Source organism: Micromonospora sp. CNZ297 (assembly GCF_007827625.1).
Map to the genome: position 1 here is coordinate 1 of NZ_VISU01000027.1, position 16,801 is coordinate 16,801.

General features: G+C 75.0%; 13 protein-coding genes. All 13 read right to left on the reverse strand.

The window, feature by feature from the left end:
- Positions 1-133: 133 nt before the first annotated feature.
- The 13 genes from FB454_RS30350 to FB454_RS30410 all read right to left on the reverse strand — a co-directional run bounded on the left by FB454_RS30350 (position 134) and on the right by FB454_RS30410 (position 16,747).
- Positions 134-550 (reverse strand): acyl-CoA thioesterase, encoded by a 417-nt coding sequence (locus FB454_RS30350; protein ID WP_013477245.1) that lies wholly within the window; start codon positions 548-550, stop codon positions 134-136.
- Positions 547-6,396: a type I polyketide synthase gene (locus FB454_RS30355; protein ID WP_145823995.1), complete on the reverse strand. Its 5,850-nt coding sequence runs from the start codon at positions 6,394-6,396 to the stop codon at positions 547-549. The genes FB454_RS30350 and FB454_RS30355 overlap by 4 nt, the downstream gene beginning before the upstream one ends.
- Positions 6,393-7,295: a hypothetical protein gene (locus tag FB454_RS30360; protein WP_013285681.1), complete on the reverse strand. Its 903-nt coding sequence runs from the start codon at positions 7,293-7,295 to the stop codon at positions 6,393-6,395. The genes FB454_RS30355 and FB454_RS30360 overlap by 4 nt, the downstream gene beginning before the upstream one ends.
- Before the next feature lie 96 nt (positions 7,296-7,391).
- A complete protein-coding gene (locus tag FB454_RS30365) occupies positions 7,392-8,915 on the reverse strand; it encodes a phosphatase PAP2 family protein (protein WP_071095602.1) in 1,524 nt (507 codons plus the stop codon).
- 51 nt (positions 8,916-8,966) lie between these two features.
- Entirely contained in the window at positions 8,967-9,542 is a 576-nt protein-coding gene (locus FB454_RS30370) for a nuclear transport factor 2 family protein (RefSeq protein WP_013285679.1), read from the reverse strand.
- Between the two features lie 187 nt (positions 9,543-9,729).
- Positions 9,730-10,176, reverse strand: a complete 447-nt coding sequence (locus tag FB454_RS30375; RefSeq protein WP_013285678.1) for a hypothetical protein — start codon at positions 10,174-10,176, stop codon at positions 9,730-9,732.
- Between the two features lie 3 nt (positions 10,177-10,179).
- Positions 10,180-10,650: a hypothetical protein gene (locus tag FB454_RS30380; RefSeq protein WP_013477247.1), complete on the reverse strand. Its 471-nt coding sequence runs from the start codon at positions 10,648-10,650 to the stop codon at positions 10,180-10,182.
- 96 nt (positions 10,651-10,746) lie between these two features.
- A complete protein-coding gene (locus FB454_RS30385) occupies positions 10,747-11,394 on the reverse strand; it encodes a hypothetical protein (RefSeq protein ID WP_013285676.1) in 648 nt (215 codons plus the stop codon).
- 86 nt (positions 11,395-11,480) lie between these two features.
- Complete coding sequence (locus tag FB454_RS30390; protein ID WP_145823996.1) at positions 11,481-12,704, reverse strand: aminotransferase class V-fold PLP-dependent enzyme; 1,224 nt, start codon at positions 12,702-12,704, stop codon at positions 11,481-11,483.
- Entirely contained in the window at positions 12,701-14,566 is a 1,866-nt protein-coding gene (locus FB454_RS30395) for an FG-GAP repeat domain-containing protein (protein WP_071095606.1), read from the reverse strand. Before FB454_RS30395 ends, FB454_RS30390 begins: the two co-directional genes overlap by 4 nt.
- 69 nt (positions 14,567-14,635) lie before the next feature.
- Positions 14,636-15,613: a DUF1702 family protein gene (locus tag FB454_RS30400; protein WP_030268734.1), complete on the reverse strand. Its 978-nt coding sequence runs from the start codon at positions 15,611-15,613 to the stop codon at positions 14,636-14,638.
- Positions 15,610-15,855: a hypothetical protein gene (locus tag FB454_RS30405; RefSeq protein WP_013285672.1), complete on the reverse strand. Its 246-nt coding sequence runs from the start codon at positions 15,853-15,855 to the stop codon at positions 15,610-15,612. The genes FB454_RS30400 and FB454_RS30405 overlap by 4 nt, the downstream gene beginning before the upstream one ends.
- A gap of 28 nt (positions 15,856-15,883) precedes the next feature.
- Positions 15,884-16,747, reverse strand: a complete 864-nt coding sequence (locus FB454_RS30410; protein ID WP_071095608.1) for a class I SAM-dependent methyltransferase — start codon at positions 16,745-16,747, stop codon at positions 15,884-15,886.
- Positions 16,748-16,801: the final 54 nt, after the last annotated feature.

Below are 16,801 nucleotides of genomic sequence, written 5' to 3' on the forward strand. Positions count from 1 at the left end.
CGCCCGGCCCGGGGGGGGGCCCGGGGGGCGGTGGCCCCGGCGTGGCTTGGGCGGCGGGGGGGGGCGCGGCGGCGGGGGGGGGCCGCGCCGGGCCCCCCCCCCCCCGCCCGCGCCCCCCCCCCCCGCGACTGTGTCAGGCGGTGAAGGCCGCCAGGGCCGCCCGCAGGTCGACCGGCGGATCGACGGGAACCGGCCCGGCCGGGGTGGGGCGCAGACAGGCCACCGTCTGCCGGCCCCGGGCCACCTCCCGCCCCGCCCGGAGGAACTCGAAGTGCATGCTCAGCCGGTGGCCCTCCCGGCCGTCGGCGCTCATCCGCACCTCGATCTCCTCCAGGCCGAAGCACTCCTCGTAGTAGTCCATCGCGCACGACACTGTCACCAGCGTCAGCTCACCTCGACGGAGCTGGTCCAGGACGGCCGGTGCGTGGTCGGCGAGGAAGCGCTCCCGGCAGTGCCCCTGCCAGTGCAGGAAGTGGGCGAAGTAGACGTTGCCCACCATGTTGGTCTCGTCCAGGGTGACCACGTGCCGGTAGACGTACCAGCCGGTCATGACGCCACCGGCCGGGTCGCCACCGCCACGGCCACCCGCGTCGCCCCGTCGGCCCAGGCCGGCACTGTCACCACGGTCAGGTCCCGGCCGGTCGAGACGAGCAGGCCGTCCGGCTCCGGCTCCCCGTGCGCCAGCACCTGGTCCGGGTCGGCGCCGAGCTTGACCAGCGCCTCGCGGGCGGCCCACAGCCGGGTGGCGGCCACCGCCGGGTCGTCACCGGTCCGCCGGCCGAGCTCCTCGGCGCTCGCCCGCGCGCCGTCGTCCAGCAACCCGGCCGGCGGCCGGTCGGTCACCGGTTCCCAGTCCACCCCGACCGGACGATCGGCCAGCGCGACGAGCACCTGCCCGTCGGCGTAGCTCGCCGAGGCGTACCGGCCCGGCACGTGGAGCGCGCCGGACGGCTGGTGGTCCACGTCCGCCTCGGGCACGGCGAGATGCCGGGCCAGCAGCCGGCGGGCGCCGTCCGCCTCGCGCCGGCCGGGCCCCACCACGAGTTCGACCGCGTCGACCGCGCCGGCCTCGATCAGCCGGCGGGTCAGCCACGGGCCCACCAGCTCCGCGCCGAGCCGGCCGCCGGACCTGGCCACCGCGAACTCCCGGTTGTCGCCGACCGCCCGCAGCCGTAGACCCCGCCAACGGGCCACCGGTACGCCGGCGTGCGCGACGTCCACGTCGAAGACGTACTCGTCGGCACTGTGCCGCACCTCCCGGGCCTCGACGGTGAGCCGCCCCCGCAGCGGCCGCCAGACGACCACCTCCGCCGCGCCCACCGGCAGCACCCTGCGGTGCGGCGCGCAGGCGAGCAGCGCGTGGATCGCCGCGTCGTGCCCTCCCGGGCTGCCCAGCAGCAGCTCCTGCCCGAGGAAGGAGGCGAACCAGCGGTCCCGGTCGTCGGCGTCGACGGTGGCGCGCACCGCGAACGCCGAGACCGGTCCGGCGTGCGTCAGGCGGCGCATCCGTCCCTCGTGGAAGAGCACCGGGCCGTACCACGGATGCGGGGTGGTGGCCTCCCGCCCGCTGTCCACGGGTGACTCCGGCCGGTGCGCGGCATCGTCCGCCGTGGCGGCGGCCGGCGGTGCCGGCGGGTCGGTGACCGTCCCGGCGAACCGGTCCGTGGCGAAGCCGTCGGTGTCCGCGCGGATCGCCACCGCCACGTCCCCGCCGGTCTCCGCGGCCAGTGCCGCCACCCGGATCCGCCTCGTCCGGCGCTCGGGGACGTCGATCGGCGCGGCGAAGCTCGCGTCGCGGACCGCCCAGCCGGCCCGGCTTCCGGTGGTCAACGCCGCCACCTGCGCCATCGCCTCCAGTCCGAGCACGGCGGGCAGCAGCGGCGCGTCGCCGACCCGGTGCTCCCGCAGGTACGGGTCCGCCCCGACGGACAACACCGCCTCGGTCACCGTGGCGACCTGCCCGACCCGGCCGACCACCGACTCGGCGAAGCGCAGCCGGCCCGGCTCGGGGGTGCCGGGCGCGGGCGCCGGGCTCAGGGTGCCGGACTCGGGGAAGGCAGCAGTGCAGAGCACTGTCACCGGAGCGGTCGGATCGGTGAGGATCCGCCACAGCGCCGCGACGCCGTCGTCGGGTGCGATCCCGGCCACCCCCCGGCGGCGCAGCGAGTCGAGCACGTCGAGCCGCACCCCCATGCCGATCCCGGACCAGACCGACCACTCGACGAGGTGCACCCGGGTCTCCGGGTGATCGCCGGCCCACCGTTCCACGTCGTGCCGCAGCCACTCGTTACCGATGCAGTAGGCGGCCTGCCCGGCGAGCCCCTGCCGGCCGATGATGGAACCGAACGCGAGCACCAGCCGCAGGTCCGGTCCGACCGCGTCGAGCACCGACCGGAGTCCGGTCACCTTCCCGCCCAGGTGCTCGCGGAGGTCCCCGGCAGTGACGTCGGTCAGCTGGGCCGGCCGGTTGATCCCCGCCCCGTGCACCACCGCCCGGACCGGACCCAGCCGGCCGGCGCCGAGCACCTCCCGTACCGCGTCGGGATCGGTCAGGTCGACCCGCTCGTAGCGCAACCGGTCGCCGCCGAGGACCGTGCGTAGCCGGCGCAGCGCCTCCCCGGTCTCGGCGTCCTCGGCGGGACGCCGGCCGAGGACCACCAGCCGGCACCCGGTCCGCTCGGCGACGGCCGCCGCGGCGAAGGCGGTGATTCCGGTGGCGCCACCGGTGACGACGCAGACGTCGCCGGGCCCCAGCGGCACCTCCCGGGTCTCCTCGGCGGGCCGGTGCACGGAGGTCACCAGCCGCTGGACGCCGCCGGGCCCGGCCCGCAGCTCCGCGTACCCGGCCGGCACCGCCAGCCCGGCCAGCAGGCCCACGTCCCCGTCCGCGGACACGTCGAGCACCGTCACGGCGCAGCCGGAGATCTCCGCCGCCGCCGACCGGCCCACGGCGGCGGCGGCCGGGTGGTCGTCGTGCACGATCGCCAGCCGGGCCGGCCGCTGCCCGGCGATGCGGGCCAGCAGCGCGGCCACCTGCTCCGGGCCGTCGTCCGGGCCGAGCGCGACGGCGAGACCGTGCGACGTCGCCGTCCCGTCGGGTACGGCGGGGAAGACCGTGTGCAGAGGGTGTCCGGCCGGCGCCTCGACCCGCCACCGCACGGAGCCGGCGGCCGGCGGCCCGGACAGCGGTCCCCGCAGCGGAACCCAGTCGTGCCGGAACAGCCGCACCCACGGCGCGAGGCCCTGCGCCGGCGCCTCGTCGTCGCTGGCGGCGGGCAGTTGCGCGAGCACCTCGGCCGCCTCGGCGACTGTCGCGTCGGCCAGTGACAGGGGCGCGGCCGGGGGTTGCCGGCCCAGGGCCGCGGCGACCGCGGCGACGGTGCGGGCCACCTGCAGCGAGTTCAGGTGCAGGTCGCCGAGCAGCCGGCTGGCCGGGGTGATGCCCGCCACCGGCAGTTCCAGCTCGGCGGCGAGGTGGGCGCGCAACCGGCCGAGCGGGTCGTCGGGACGGGGAGCGGACCCGGCCGGGTCTACCGACCCGGCCGGGTCCGCCTCGGGCGGGGTCGGCGCCGGTCGAGCGGAGGCGGTCCTCACCACCGCTGCTGCGACACTCGACGGCTGCTCGACCCGGCCCGGAGGGGAGTCGCGCTCCGCGTCGGCGGACGTGGAGCGCGACCCCGGCAGCCCGGCGCGAGAGATGCCGGCTCCGCACGGGCTGCTGAGGAACGTCATGGCCGCCCCGGGCCGGAGCGGGCGGTAGGGCCGCCCGTCGTACCAGGCGGCGAGGTCGCCCGCGCCGGCGACCACGACCGCGGCGGTGGCGAGGGCGAGCGAGCGCGGCGGACCGCCGCAGTCCAGGCTGACCGCCGGTACCGGCAGGAACCGGGTGACCAGCCGCGACAGCACGGTCCCCGGGCCCGCCTCGACCAGCAGGTCGCACCGCTGGCCGAGGTCGCGGGCGGCGGCGGCGAAGCGCACCGGGGCGATGAGCTGACGGGTGAGCAGTGCCGCCAGGTCGTCGACCGTCCGCACGTCCGCACCCGTCACGGTGGACGTCACGGACCGCGCCGGCGGGGCGAACTCGACAGTGTTCAGCTCGGCGGCCCACGCCGGCAGCGCGGGTTCCATCGCAGGGCTGTGGAAGGCGTGCGACACCGGCAACCGGATCGCCTCGACCTCGCTGTCGCGCAGCGCCGCCGCCAGCCGGGTGAGGTTCTCGTCGGCCCCGGCGAGCACCGTACGGTCGGGGGCGTTGAGCGCCGCGACCACGAGTCCGTGCTCGTCCGCCAGCCGGATCGCCCGCGTCTCGTCGACGGAGAGGCTCACCATCCCGGTGCCGGGCACACCACTGTGCTCCATCACCCGTCCGCGGGCGGCAGCCAGCGCGACGAGCCGGCCCGGGTCCAGCGCACCGGCCCAGGCGAGGGCGGTCAGCTCGCCGAGGCTGTGCCCGACTGCGCCGACCGGGGCGCAGCCGAGCCGGTCCAGCCAGGCGAGCCCGAGCAGCGACTGCCACACGACAGCCGGCTGTGCGGCCTCGGTGCCGGTGGCGCCGGTGGCCGCCGGCCCCTCGGGCAGGTCGCCGAGCAGCCGGGCCAGCGGGCCGGCGTCGTACCGCACCGGTGCTCCCTGGCCGGGCAGGAGCAGGCCCACCCGGGCGGGCGGTCCGCCACCCAACGCCACCCCCGCCGCCTCGTCCACCACGACGCGCCCGTCCCAGGTGGCGAGCAGGCCGGTCGCCGCGCGGGCCGCCGCCGACAGCTCGTCGGCGTCCCCGGCGACCAGGGCACAGCGGATCCCGGCCGTGCCGCCGGCACCGGCGGCGAGCGTCGCCGCCACGTCGCCGACCTCGGCGTCGCTGAGCGTCGCGCCCCAGCTGCCCAGCAGGTCGAGCCGTTCGGCCAGCTCCGCCGTGGTGGCCGCCTCGATCAGCAGGATCTCCGGTCGTACCGGACGGCGGGACCAGGACCGCACCGAGGGCGGGAGGCGACGGCGACCCACGGCGGCGGGATCGGCGTTCTCCACCACCACGTGGCTGTTGATCCCGCCGAAGCCCATCGCGGACACCCCGGCGGCCAGCCGCCCGCCCGGCCACGGTTCCGGCTCGTCGAGCACCCGCAGGGTGGCGTCCGGCGCACGCAGCAGAGGATGCGGCGTCTCGCAGCCGGTGGTCGGCGGAAGGACCCGGTGGTACGCGGCCAGGACCGTCTTGATCAGTGCGGCCGCTCCGGCGGCCGCCTTCGTGTGCCCGATGTTCGCCTTCACCGAGCCGAGCGCCGCCGCCCCGGGCGCGTGCCGCCGGATCCCGGCCAGCGTCTCCAGCTCGACCCGGTCGCCGACGGCGGTTCCGGTGCCGTGCCCCTCGATCAGGGCGATCTGCTCCGGCGCCAGTCCGGCCATCCGGTACGCGCGCCGCAGCGCCAGCGCCTGTCCCCCGGCGTCGGGGCGGGTCAGGCCCCCGGACCCGTCGGAGGACGTCGCCCATCCGGTCAGCCGCGCGTAGACTCGCAGGCCGCGCCGTTCCGCCTCGTCGGCGCGCATCAGGGCGACGATCCCGCACCCCTCCCCGGGCAGGAACCCGGTGGGCCGCTCGTCGTACACCCGCATCTCGCCGTCGGCGAGCGCGCCGAGGCGGGCGAAGCCGATCATCTCCAGCGGGTCCAGAGACAGGTCGACGCCTCCGGCGAGGGCGAAGTTCAGCTCGCCGGAGAGCAGCGCGTTGGCGGCTGTGACGACGGCCAGCAGACTCGACGCGCAGGCGCCGTCCACCGTGTACCCGGTGCCGTGGAAGTCGAAGTGGTTGCAGATCCGGCCGGCGATGGTGTTGCTCAGGGCCCCGGCCAGCGATTCGTCGCCCGGCTCGGGGAACGCCGCCGCGATGCCGCGCCGGGCCTGGTCGAGAACCTGCGCGGCGACGGCGGGGTCCACTCCGGTCTGCCGCAGCGCCGCCTCGACCGAGCGGCGTACGAACGGCCAGTGCAGCCGTACCAGGCCGGCCCGGGTGAACTCGCCGGTGAGCGAGTTGCCGAGGATCACGCCGACCCGGTCGGCGTCCAGGCCGGCGCCCGAGGGGAAGCCGGCGTCGGACAGGGCGGCCGCCGCCGTCTCCAGTGCCAGCCAGTGCGTGTGGTCGGCCGCCCGCCAGCTCGACCCGGACACGCGGAAGGCTTCACGGTCGAAGTGCCAGTCGCGCAGCAGCCCGGCCCGGCGGACGTACGTGGACTCCGGCGCGTGCGGCGCGCCGAGCCGGTGCTCGGGGTCCAGGCGCGTGGCCGGGATGGCCCGGAACGCGCGGCGGCGGGCCAGCACCGACCGCCACAGCTGTGCCGGGTCGTCGGCATCCGGGTAGCGGCAGGCCAGGCCGACGACCGCGATCTGCCGTTCGCCCGGCCTCATGCCGCCTCCCGCAGCCGGACCCGCCGGGCCCGGGCCGGCCGGCGACGGCCGATCAGGAGCAGACCCGCGCGCAGGGCGCAGGTGATGACCAGGGCGAGGAACAGCCCGTACGACACGTGCGCGAGCACCAGCAGTCCGTAGACCGCCGCGGTGCACAGCCCGAACGCCCACTGGTTGGCGCGGGCACGGGGGGTGGTCCCCGGGTCGGTGATCATGTAGTTGGTGAAGAGGATGAAGGCCAGGCCGGTCATCGGCAGCAGCGCGGCGACGAAGTCGTGGTCGAAGAGGAGGGCACGCAGCAGCGCCTGCGCGACGAACCCGGTCAGCCAGCCGAGGATGAGCGGCATCTTCCCGGTGAGCTTGCCGTTGAGCAGCGTGCCGGCCATCAGGACACCGAGCGGCAGCAGCCAGTCCAGCGCACCGGAGACCCCGGCGGTGAACTGGTAGGGCGGCGCGATGCTGACCCACGGGAAGAGCACGAGGGTCAGCGCGATGCCCGCGTTGGACGGGTTGAGCACGTGCCGGGCACGGCCGTCGATCCGGATCCGCAGGACGTGGCGGGAGCCCACAGCGGCCGCAACGGCGAACAGGTACGGCCAGGGTGAGGAGTTGCCGTACAACAGCATGGCGCAGGCCAGCGCGCCGATGTGCGTGGGCAGGAGATGGTCCACCAGCCGCCGGAAGCCACCGGCGAAGGCGGGCGCGCGGCCCTCGGCCCGGGCGGCGAGCGTCTCCAGTGTCAGGTCGAGGGCGTAGCCCAGCAGGAGGGTCAGCACCGGCGTCACCGGGGCCTGCTCGAACCCGAGGAAGAGGTGACCGAGCACCGTGAGGATCGTGATGGACAGGGCGAAGCGGCGCAGGGCCGTCAGGCGGAGGTCTCTCGCGGCAGCGGACGTCACAGCGGTCACCGTTTCCGTCGGTGGGTGGTCGGGTTGGAGGGCCGTCGCGCCGGCCGGCGCGCTGAGGGGAACAGCAACCGGCCGGCGCGACGGGGCTCAGATGGTGACGGACGTGCCGTCGAACCGGGTCAGGGTCAACGAGTGGTCCTCGTTGAACCAGGACTTCTGGCGCCGCAGGATCTCGATGGCCAGCGCCTCACCGAGCCGGCTGGACGCCGAGTAGTCACTGCGGTAGTGGACGCCGGCGATGTTGCGGCCGACGGCGATGTTCGCGGCGAGCTTGTTCAACTCGCCGCCGACGGTGAGCTGCCCGGCGTCCGCGCCCTCGTACGGCACCAGCGCGGTGCCGGTCGCGTCCGCCTGGACCGGGTCGGCCAGCGGGGCCGTCTCGTCGAACCACGCCTTCAGCACAGTCGCGGTGGCGGCCGCCACTGTGGCGTGACCGGCCGTGTACGAGGGGTGGGTCGGTGCCCCCTCCGGGTACGCCTGCGGGAGCAGGTGGCTCTGGTTGCGGTCGAAGACGCGCTGCACCGCCTCGGACTCCAGCAGTTCCCGGTCGAGGAAGTCGTACCGGTGCAGACCGGTCAGGTGGGCGTGGACCCGCCCGCCGACCGCCTCCGGCCGCAGCCTGCGGTGCACGTACCACTTCTGCCACCAGGCGGTTCGTAGCGCGCGGGCGGCGACCGAGGTGATCAGGTCGAACAGGTGCGGCATGCCGAAGGTCGCGAAGCCGTCCTGGTTCGAGGACCAGTGGTACGGCAGGTTCGCGTCCAGCGGCGCCCGCTCCCGCAGCAGGATCAGCCCGGCGTTCAGGAAGGGCTGGAACGGGCTGGCATCCGCGTCGAAGTGGACGTAGTGGCTCAGGTCGCGGGGCGTACGCAGGTACCGGGTCTCGGTCCGGTTCCGGTCGCCGGGGGCCAGTCCCCGGGACAACCCCCGCTGCACCGCGAGCCAGGTGGGGAACGTGGTGACGTAGTCCCGCCCCGGCTGCACGGTGTCCTGCCGCTGGGAGTAGTGATGGGTGCCGAACTGCACGTCGCGCAGGAGGAACTGCGAGATGTACGGCCCGATCCGGTCCTGCGGGGTGTCACCGCGGAAGAGCGTGCGGGTGGTCACCACCCCGCCTTCCTTCGGGCCGCGGAAGTCCGACATCCGGGACAGGTCGGCGGCGGCCGACGCGACCAGCGGATCGGTGTCGAACTGGTCGAACGGCACGTCCCGGGTCAGCGCCATCCAGTAGAGCTCGGCCATGTCGCCGGAGTTCTCCGGACTGTCGAGCCGGGGCGCCGGCGGCGCGGTGAAGGAGGTGGCGTCGATGCCGTCGGCGTTCGCCGCCAGCCCGCCCTGGGGATTGGTCAGCTTGCGGGCACCGGCCGGGTCCAGCGGGATCGACTCGAAGTCCGCCGGGTCGGCGCTGTTGACCGCCCGCAGCAGCCGCCGGTACGCCTCCGGGTCCACCTCACCCGTGTCGTCGTGCGGCAGCCCCTTGCTGTAGCAGGCGACGTATCCCGGGTAGATGTTCTCCTCTCCGTTGTTGACGTGCTCGGTCGGATCCGGGCCGGCGGTGCGGCCGCCGGTCACCGGCGGCTGCCGTCGCGAACTTCCTGACGAGGTACTCACTGCACACACCTTTCTGCTGCGGCTTCGGACGAACAGCCGCCGGCGGACACGTCAGTCCGCGACCGGGGTGCCGGTCGCCGGGGCGCCATCGAGCGGGATCCGCACGCCGTTGGCGTTGACCCGGAAGCGCGGGGCGGCGGCCGACATGTGCCAGTGCAGCCACTTCCAGCCCTCGGCCGTGCGGATGGCCACGGCCGAGGCGCGCAGCGGCTGGTGCTCGAAGGTGCCGTCGGTTCGGGCGATGACGACGTCGCCGTCCTCGCGGGTCAGACCGATGGTGGAACTGGCCAGCACCTGGCTCACCGAGACCGACTTGTTCTGCGTCTCGCCGTCGGCCGGGAACAGCGTGTCGAGGTACTCACGCATGGCGGCCTTCTCGGTGATGGTCACCGCGTGTCCCTCGGCGGAGGTGAGTTCGTAGGTGGTGAATTCCTCGGCCAGGCTGTCGACGATGGCGTCCGCGTTCTTCTCCGCGAAGGCGGTCTGGAGGTCGTTGAGAAGCTGCCGGACCTCGATCTCGGCCTGCGGGTCGGGCCGGAAGACACCGGCTCCGCCACCCGCGGCGTCGGCGAAGACACCGCCGAGGAAGTCGCCGAGCTGGCGGCCGAAGTTCTGTACCTCTGTCATTTCTGCGCCATTCCTCTCTGGATGTTCTCGGGACGGATACCGCCCGCCCGTGAACAGTGGGAAACAATCGGTCCGGTGCGACCGTTCTCGTGCGGCGATCGGTACGTCTGTTGTAGATCGCGCGGGTGGTGGGGAACTTCTTCCGCCTTGCGGTGCGCCGGGACCGGCGCCCGGGCGGGCCGGCCGGTCAGTCCCCGGCGGACGGGCCGGGACGGTGCCGGTCCCGGACGGCCTGCACCTCGGCCCGCAACTGCACGATCTGCCCGCGCAGGTCGGCGATGACCAGCTGGGCGCTCTCCCGGACGCCGGCCACCTCGTCCCGCGTCTCCTGGCGGACCCGGGCGAGCTCGGACCGGTGTTCCTGGAGCAGGCGCTGACGGTCGTCACGGGCCTCGTCGAGGGTGCGCTGCCAGCGCTCCAGCAGCTCGTTGCGCTCCATGATGATCGCGGCCTGGGCCTGTTCGTGGGCCGTGGACAGGGCCTGCTCGACGACGAGGGCCTCGTCCCGTGCCGCCTCGGCGAGACGTGCCTCCTCGCGGCTGCGTTCGACCCGGGCGATGTGCCGGGTGCCCAGGTAGGTCAGGATCGCGGTGCAGACGGCGGCGATCGGTGTCCCCACGGACTGCCAGTCCACCGGTCACCTCCCTCGCGCCACGCTCGACAGGCCCGTGGCCTCCGCGCGGGCGACGATCCGCAGGCAGTTCATCGCCAGCCAGGCGAGGGCCAGCTCGGTGAGCCAGACGGAGGACCGCCAGTCGGCGAGCATCGACTCGACCGCGGCGAACACCCACCAGGCGGCCGCCGCGGCCACGATCCGCCGCTGATGCCGGCGTAGTCGGCCGAACAGATTCATGACCTGCGCGGCGAGCAGGAGGGTGGCGAGGCCCGGGGCGAGCACACGGAACACCTCCCGCAGTCGCTGTGGCATCGCCCCGAGTTCTGCGATCACCAGCCCGGGTTCGGCCCAGAGCACGGCGGCCTGCACGGCGACGGCGACGGCCAGCACCAGGCCACCGGGCAGCCGGCGGAGGTGGTCACCACCCCGGGCGGTCCGTGGTTCGCGCTCCGGTGCGAAGCGGCGGCGGTCTCGGACGTGTGAGGTGGACATCGGTGCCTACCACGATCCGTGGTCATCGGAACTCGACCGCCCGGACGGGCACGGCAGGGTTGCATACATGGTGGATCCCTCTCTCTGGCTGCGTTGTCACGCGTACGGCCGGATCTCCCACCTCCCGACGGACTCCGCCTCCCGGACCCCGACCACCTCTCGCGCGCTCAGGTCGACCGACGCCTGGCCGAGTCGTACCGGCCGGTCGGTCGCCGACCAGAAGAAGAACGTGTAGAGGCGGTGGCCCCGGCGCGGGTGGCCCGCGCCGATCGCCGCCCGGGAGATCCTCGGCACCACGACCCATCGGCTCGCCTCGGCGAGCGGGCCGAGCCGGCCGGCCGCACGGAGCAGGTCGAGCGCCTCGGCCCGCTCGGACCGGGTCAGTGGCGGACGGGCCCGGGCCCGTCCGGTGACCGCCGTGAGGCGGCCGGACGGCAGGTCGAGGAAGAACTCCAGCAGCAGGTCCGAGTCGTAGTCGTAGAGCCGGATCCGGGCCGTGCCGGCGTGCCGCCGGGACGTCCGGAACCACGAACGGGCCGGCGCCGGCACCACCTCCACGTCGAGCAGGTGGTGCCGGACGCCGGCCAGTCTGGTCCGGGCCGCCGGGTGGGCGTACAGCAGACGCACCAGGCGGGTCTTGAGCCGGTCGGCGGCGGCGAGCAGGTCCTGTTGGTCCCGCTCACTCGTCCGTACGCCCGCGAGCAGATGCCGGGCGCAACGGCCGAGACGTGCCGAACCGGTCATGGGCTTCCTCCGTCATCGGGGGGGTGGGTTCCTCCTTTCTATGCGTCGGCGTGCCGGGGCGACTTCTCGCGGATTGCCCTACCTGATCAAGGGCGGGACGCCGCCGCGAGCACCGCCACGACCAGGTCGGTGTCGTTGCCGGCGGGCACCGGGCGCAGGTCGAGCAACAGGTGTCCGTCCCGCAGCTCGCCCACCACGGCCGGGTCTCCCACGCGCAACCGGCCGGCGAGCCGCTGGTCGACCGCCACCGCGAAGCTGTGCAGCCGGGTGCTGGCGCCGCTGAGCACCGTGACGTGGGACTCGACCAGCTCGGCGGGGACTCCCCCGGCCCGCAGCGCGCCGACGAGCGACTCGCCCCGGGCCCGCAGGTCGTCGGGGGCGGCCCGGACGGCGGCGAGCGTCGGTGTGCCGCCGTTAGCGACCGTCGCACGGAGCGCGGCCAGGGCCAGTTTGTCCGCCTGCATCGCCCGGGCGAGCGGATGTCGCCGCACCTGTTCGATCACCGCCCGGTCGCCGAGCAGCAGCCCGGTCTGCGGACCGCCCAGCAACTTGTCGCCGCCGGCGGTGACCAGCGTGGCGCCCTGCCGCAGGGCGGTCTCCGCGTCCGGCTCACCGGGCAGCGCGGGCTCGGGACGCAGGAGGCCGGAGCTGATGTCCGCGATCACCGGGACGTGCAGGCCGGCCAGGGCCGCCACGTCCGGCCGGTCCGCCGGGGCGTCTGTGGCGGAGCGGCCCGGCACCAGGGTGAGCACGCACCCGGTGCCGGACCACACCGCCTGCCGGTAGTCCTCCAGCACCGCACCGTCCGCCGTACCGACCGGGCAGAGCCGGGCACCGGTCGAGGTGAGCAGTTCGGGCAGGCGGAAGCCGTCCCGGATCTCGTACAGCTCCCGCCGGCTGATCACCAGTTCCCGGCCGGGCGCGAGCACCGTCGCGGCGAGCACCAGCGCGGCCGGGTTGCTGTTGACCACGTAGGCCGCCGCGGCCGTCGGCACCGCGGCGAGCAGGGCGGCGACCGTCTCCCGGCCGCGCCGCCCCCGCTGCCCGTTGTGCAGGTCGTACTCCAGGTCGGTGCAGCCGGAGGCCACCGCCACCGCGCGCCGGGCCGAACCGGAGAGGACGGCCCGGCCGAGGCCGGGGTGCACCAGGACGCTCGTCGCGTTGATGACGTGGCGGGGCGTGTCCCCCGCGGCCGGCGGCCCGCACGGCAGCGGGTCCTGGTTCCGTTCGCCGGGTGGGCGGGCGGCGGCGGTCCGCGGCGGGTCGAGGAGGGCCGGTGTCGCGACGGGCCGGCTCGTCCGGGCCCTCATCGCGTTGTCACCCGGCCGTCGTCGTGCATCACCAGTTCGTGCCGGCCCGGCGCCAGCCGCACCTCCGCCGTCCGCACCCCGCCGGCCGTACGCCAGGACAGCGTGAACGGGGCTTCCCGGTCGACGGCGAAGAAGAGTTCCGTGCTGGAGGCGCCGGCGTGACCGTTGCTGGGGTAGAGCTGAGCGCGAAGGGCCGGCCGGCCCTCGCCGGGCCGCACGACCACCGAGGCGCCGAGCGCGGGAGTGGGCTGCCGTCCGTCCGCGCCGGCGCGCAGCAGGACCAGCGTGGCCCGGCCGACCGACCGGGACCGGTTCATCAGCAGCCGGCTGTCCTGCCACTGGTTCGCCACCAGCGCGTCCGGGCGGCCGTCCGCGTCCACGTCTCCGACGGCGATGCCACGGCTGACGTCGAGGTGACCGAGACCGCTCCGGGCGGCCACGTCGACGTACCGTCCGTCGGGCCCCCGCGTCCAGAGCACGTTCGCCTGGTGGCCCGACACGTCGTCACCCGGGCGGAAGTGTGGCCAGGCCCACGGGTGCTGGAGCACCTGGTCGTTGGCCATCGCGAGTTCCTGGAGTTCGGGCCAGCGCCACCGGTCCCCGGCCATGAAGCCGGTCGCCTGGAACAACTCGTCGGTGCCGTCGCCGTCGAAGTCGACGGCCTTGACGTCCCAGCCCCAGCCGCTGCGGGACAGGCCCAGGGGTTCACTGCGGTCCCGGTACGGCAGCCGGCCGTCGAGCAGGTCGGAGCCCTTACCGGTCGGGGTGAAGGCGAAGTTGCTCTCCTGCAGCCCCCAGGGTGTCGTGATGTTGCTGACCACGATGGTCGGCAGGTCGGCGCCGTCCGGGTAGGTGTAGGCCACGCCCATGCCCTTGAACGAGTCCCGGCCCAGCACCTTCGACTTCGGCGTCGACGCGGTCCGCTCGCCCCGGACCGGGCGCAGGTCGAGCCGCCCCGGCCGGGAGTGGTTCACCAGGAGGTGGTCCGGGCCGAAGTCGTTGGCGAGGTATACCTCGGGCCGCAGGTCCCCGGTCAGGTCCTGCATCCCGATGGCGAGCGTCCAGGAACGAGCGACCCGGTCGGGCACTCCGGTGGACGCGTCGAGCCAGGCCGGCGCCGTGTCGGGGGCACCGGGGCGGGAGAGGAAGGCCCGGTTCGTGCCGCCGTTGCCGGCGTCCGCCATGCCCGCCTGCATCCGCATCCGCCCGTCCCCGGCGGCCTCCGGATCGAGCACCCGGGCACCGTCCGGGAAGTAGTTGCCGACCAGGATGTCGGCCGCGCCGTCACCGTCCAGGTCGCCCACCGCGAGCGCGGTGGTGTTCCACACCTGCGGCGGCTGGACCAGTTCCACCGGGCGCCATCCCTCGGCGACCCGCAGGAACTGCACCGGGGAACGGCCCCAGTAGTAGACGACGAGATCGCTGTCGCCGTCCGCGTCGAGGTCCGCCGGGACGCAGCCCATCGGCGCGACGCGGTCGATCGGGCCCGGCGGCGCGACGAGCGACGCCGGCGGATAGCGCTCCCCGGTGCCTGGTGCCGGGAAGACCCGCGCCGAGTCGTCCCGCGGATCGACGAGGCACACGTCGTCCTGGCGCCGGTTGCCGTCGGCGTCGAGGAGCGCGACCGCGGCGCCCACCGCGGAGATCCAGGACCGGATGCCCGACAGCTCGGGCGCGACGTCACGAACGTTCCTGGCCCCGGCAGGGGCGGTGTTCAGCGGGCGTACGTCGAAAGCGAAGCGGGCGGCCAGCACGGCGGCCTCGCGAGGGCTCGGCGACGGCCGGACGGTGAGCACGCCGAGGACGGCGACCAGCACGATCACCAGTGCTCCGGGCAGCATGCGACGCGGTGACAAGGACATGGGGTTTCTCCCTGCTCGTGGCGGCGGGCGCCGCCGGCGGGTGCGGATCGGGACCGGTGGAGCCGAGGCTCAGCCGGCCGCCGCGGTTGCCCGGCGGCGGATCTCCCGCTGCCACCACCGGTAGGAGTCGATCTCGGGGCCGAGGGCGAGGGCGGAATCTCGGGAGTCCCGTGCCCAGTTGGCGGCCGTGTCGGCCGGTACGCCGGTGAGCGCGGCCACGGCCGCCGCCGTGTGCGCAGGCACATGACCGGCGGTGCGCCGGGCCTCGGCCGCGAAGGCGGCGCCCTGGGCCAGCGCGGCGCGCTCCTTGCCGTCCAGCGTCTGGAGGTGTTCGAACTGGCGGTCCGAGCAGCCGCCCGCGTAGCAGACGGCAAGGCCGACACCGGCCCACAACTCGGGCCGCAGGCCCGGTGGGAACCCTTCTATCTGCCGGCCGATCGCCGGGACGTCACCACACTCGACGAACCACAGGCTGCGGCCCAGCCCTTGCCGGAGCACCGTCTGGACGGGATCGTCGCGGTCCGGCCGGCGGGCCAGCCGGCGGATCGCGCCCGGCCCGCCGAAGAAGCCGCGGGCGAACCCGGCGCCGTCCAGGGCGAGCCAGCGCAGCAGCGGGTCGAGCGGCAGCCGGCGGTGGACGGTCCGCCAGGGCAGCACGGCGGCCGCCCAGCCGGCCCCGACGTGGACGAGGTGGACGAAGCCCGCGCCGGGGCCGTCGAGCAGGTGCCCCAGCCGGGTCTGCCGGCCGTCCCGGCTCCCCGGTGCCGGGGCCCGGCGCGGCGTGGCGAGGTCGGCCAGGGCCGCGGCCAGCGCGGCCCCCTCGTACGCGAACCCGCGGTTGACGGGTTCGATCAGTGCCAGTTCCTCGTGGATGTCGCGGCGTCCGGCACGCCGCAGCCGGTAGCCCTCGACGAAGGCGAGCGCGCGGGTCTGCAGGAGCAGCCGGCTGGTCACCTCCCCGCGCCGGTGTCGCCGCCCGGCGAGTTCGACGAGCGCCGGCGACAGGGGCGGCACGAGCAGACGCCCCTGTCCCCTGCCGCTTGTCACCGGTAGGACCGATCGTCGTCCGGCCCTCCGCCGGCGGGGGCGAGCCGCCGGCCGTGCGCGTCCCGGGGGTCGCTCAGGGGCGTCACCAGCCGGCGGGTGATCACCCCGAAGGCGGCGGCGACAGCGGCGTTCACGGCGGCGATCTGGGCGCAGGACCACCCGATCACCCCGAACGCGGCCAGGAGGTTGAACAGGGCGAAGAGTGCCACCTGGAGGATGACGGGCTCACGCTTGAAGATCATGTCTGCTCCGTTCGTTGTCGAGGGCAGGTCAGGCCGCCTGGCGGGCGGTGGCCCGACGGGGCCGACGGGCGAGCCCGTGCCAGTACGTGAGCTGCCCGCTCCGATAGGCGTCGAGGTAGAAGTCGGTGGCCGTGCGCCACTCCGCGAGTTCCTCCGCCGTCACCACTGCGGCGAGTTCGCCGGCCCGCTCGGTGGTCGCGTCGGCGATGGTCTGGAAGCAGGCGACGGCGGTGTCGGTCGCGTCGACCAGGTGCACGTCCACCAGGCCCGCCGCGGTGAACAGGTCGTCCGACCGCGAACCGCCGGGCAGCGGGCGCAGCCCGTCGAGGTCCCAGGCGCGGCGTTGCGTCGCCGCGGTCATCTCCGGCCCCGCCAGGGTGTCCGCGAAGACCAGCCACCCGGCCGAGCACAACGCCCGGCGGGCGTTGCGCAGTGCCGCCACCGGGTCCGACAGCAGGGACAGCGAGTCGACTACCAGCGCCAGGTCGTAGAGCCGGTCCGGTTGCCACCTGGTCACGTCGCCCTCCACGAACGACACCCGGGCCATCCCCGGGCCCGCGTCGGCGCGTGCCCGGCGGGCGCAGGCGAGCTGGGCGGCGTTCAGCTCCACGCCGGTGACGGCGCACCCGGTCCGCTGGTTGAGGTACCGTGCGACCGCGCCGGTGCCGGAGCAGAGTTCGAGCACATGGGTCAGCGGGCCGACCCGGAAGGTCGCCGCGACGTCGTCGAGCAGGCGTGCCCCGGCGATGTTGGTGAACTCCCACCCGGCGTGGACCGGCTCGTAGACGGTCGTCCGCCAGAGCGGGCCGGTCACGGTGTCGTAGATGCGGTTCTTGTCGTCCTCGTCCGGGGCGGCGTTCTCCCGCGACGCCCCCGGCGGTGCTCCGGTCATCTCCTGCTCCTCCTGTCACACGCGTCGGCTGATCGCGCGGTCATCGCCCACCCG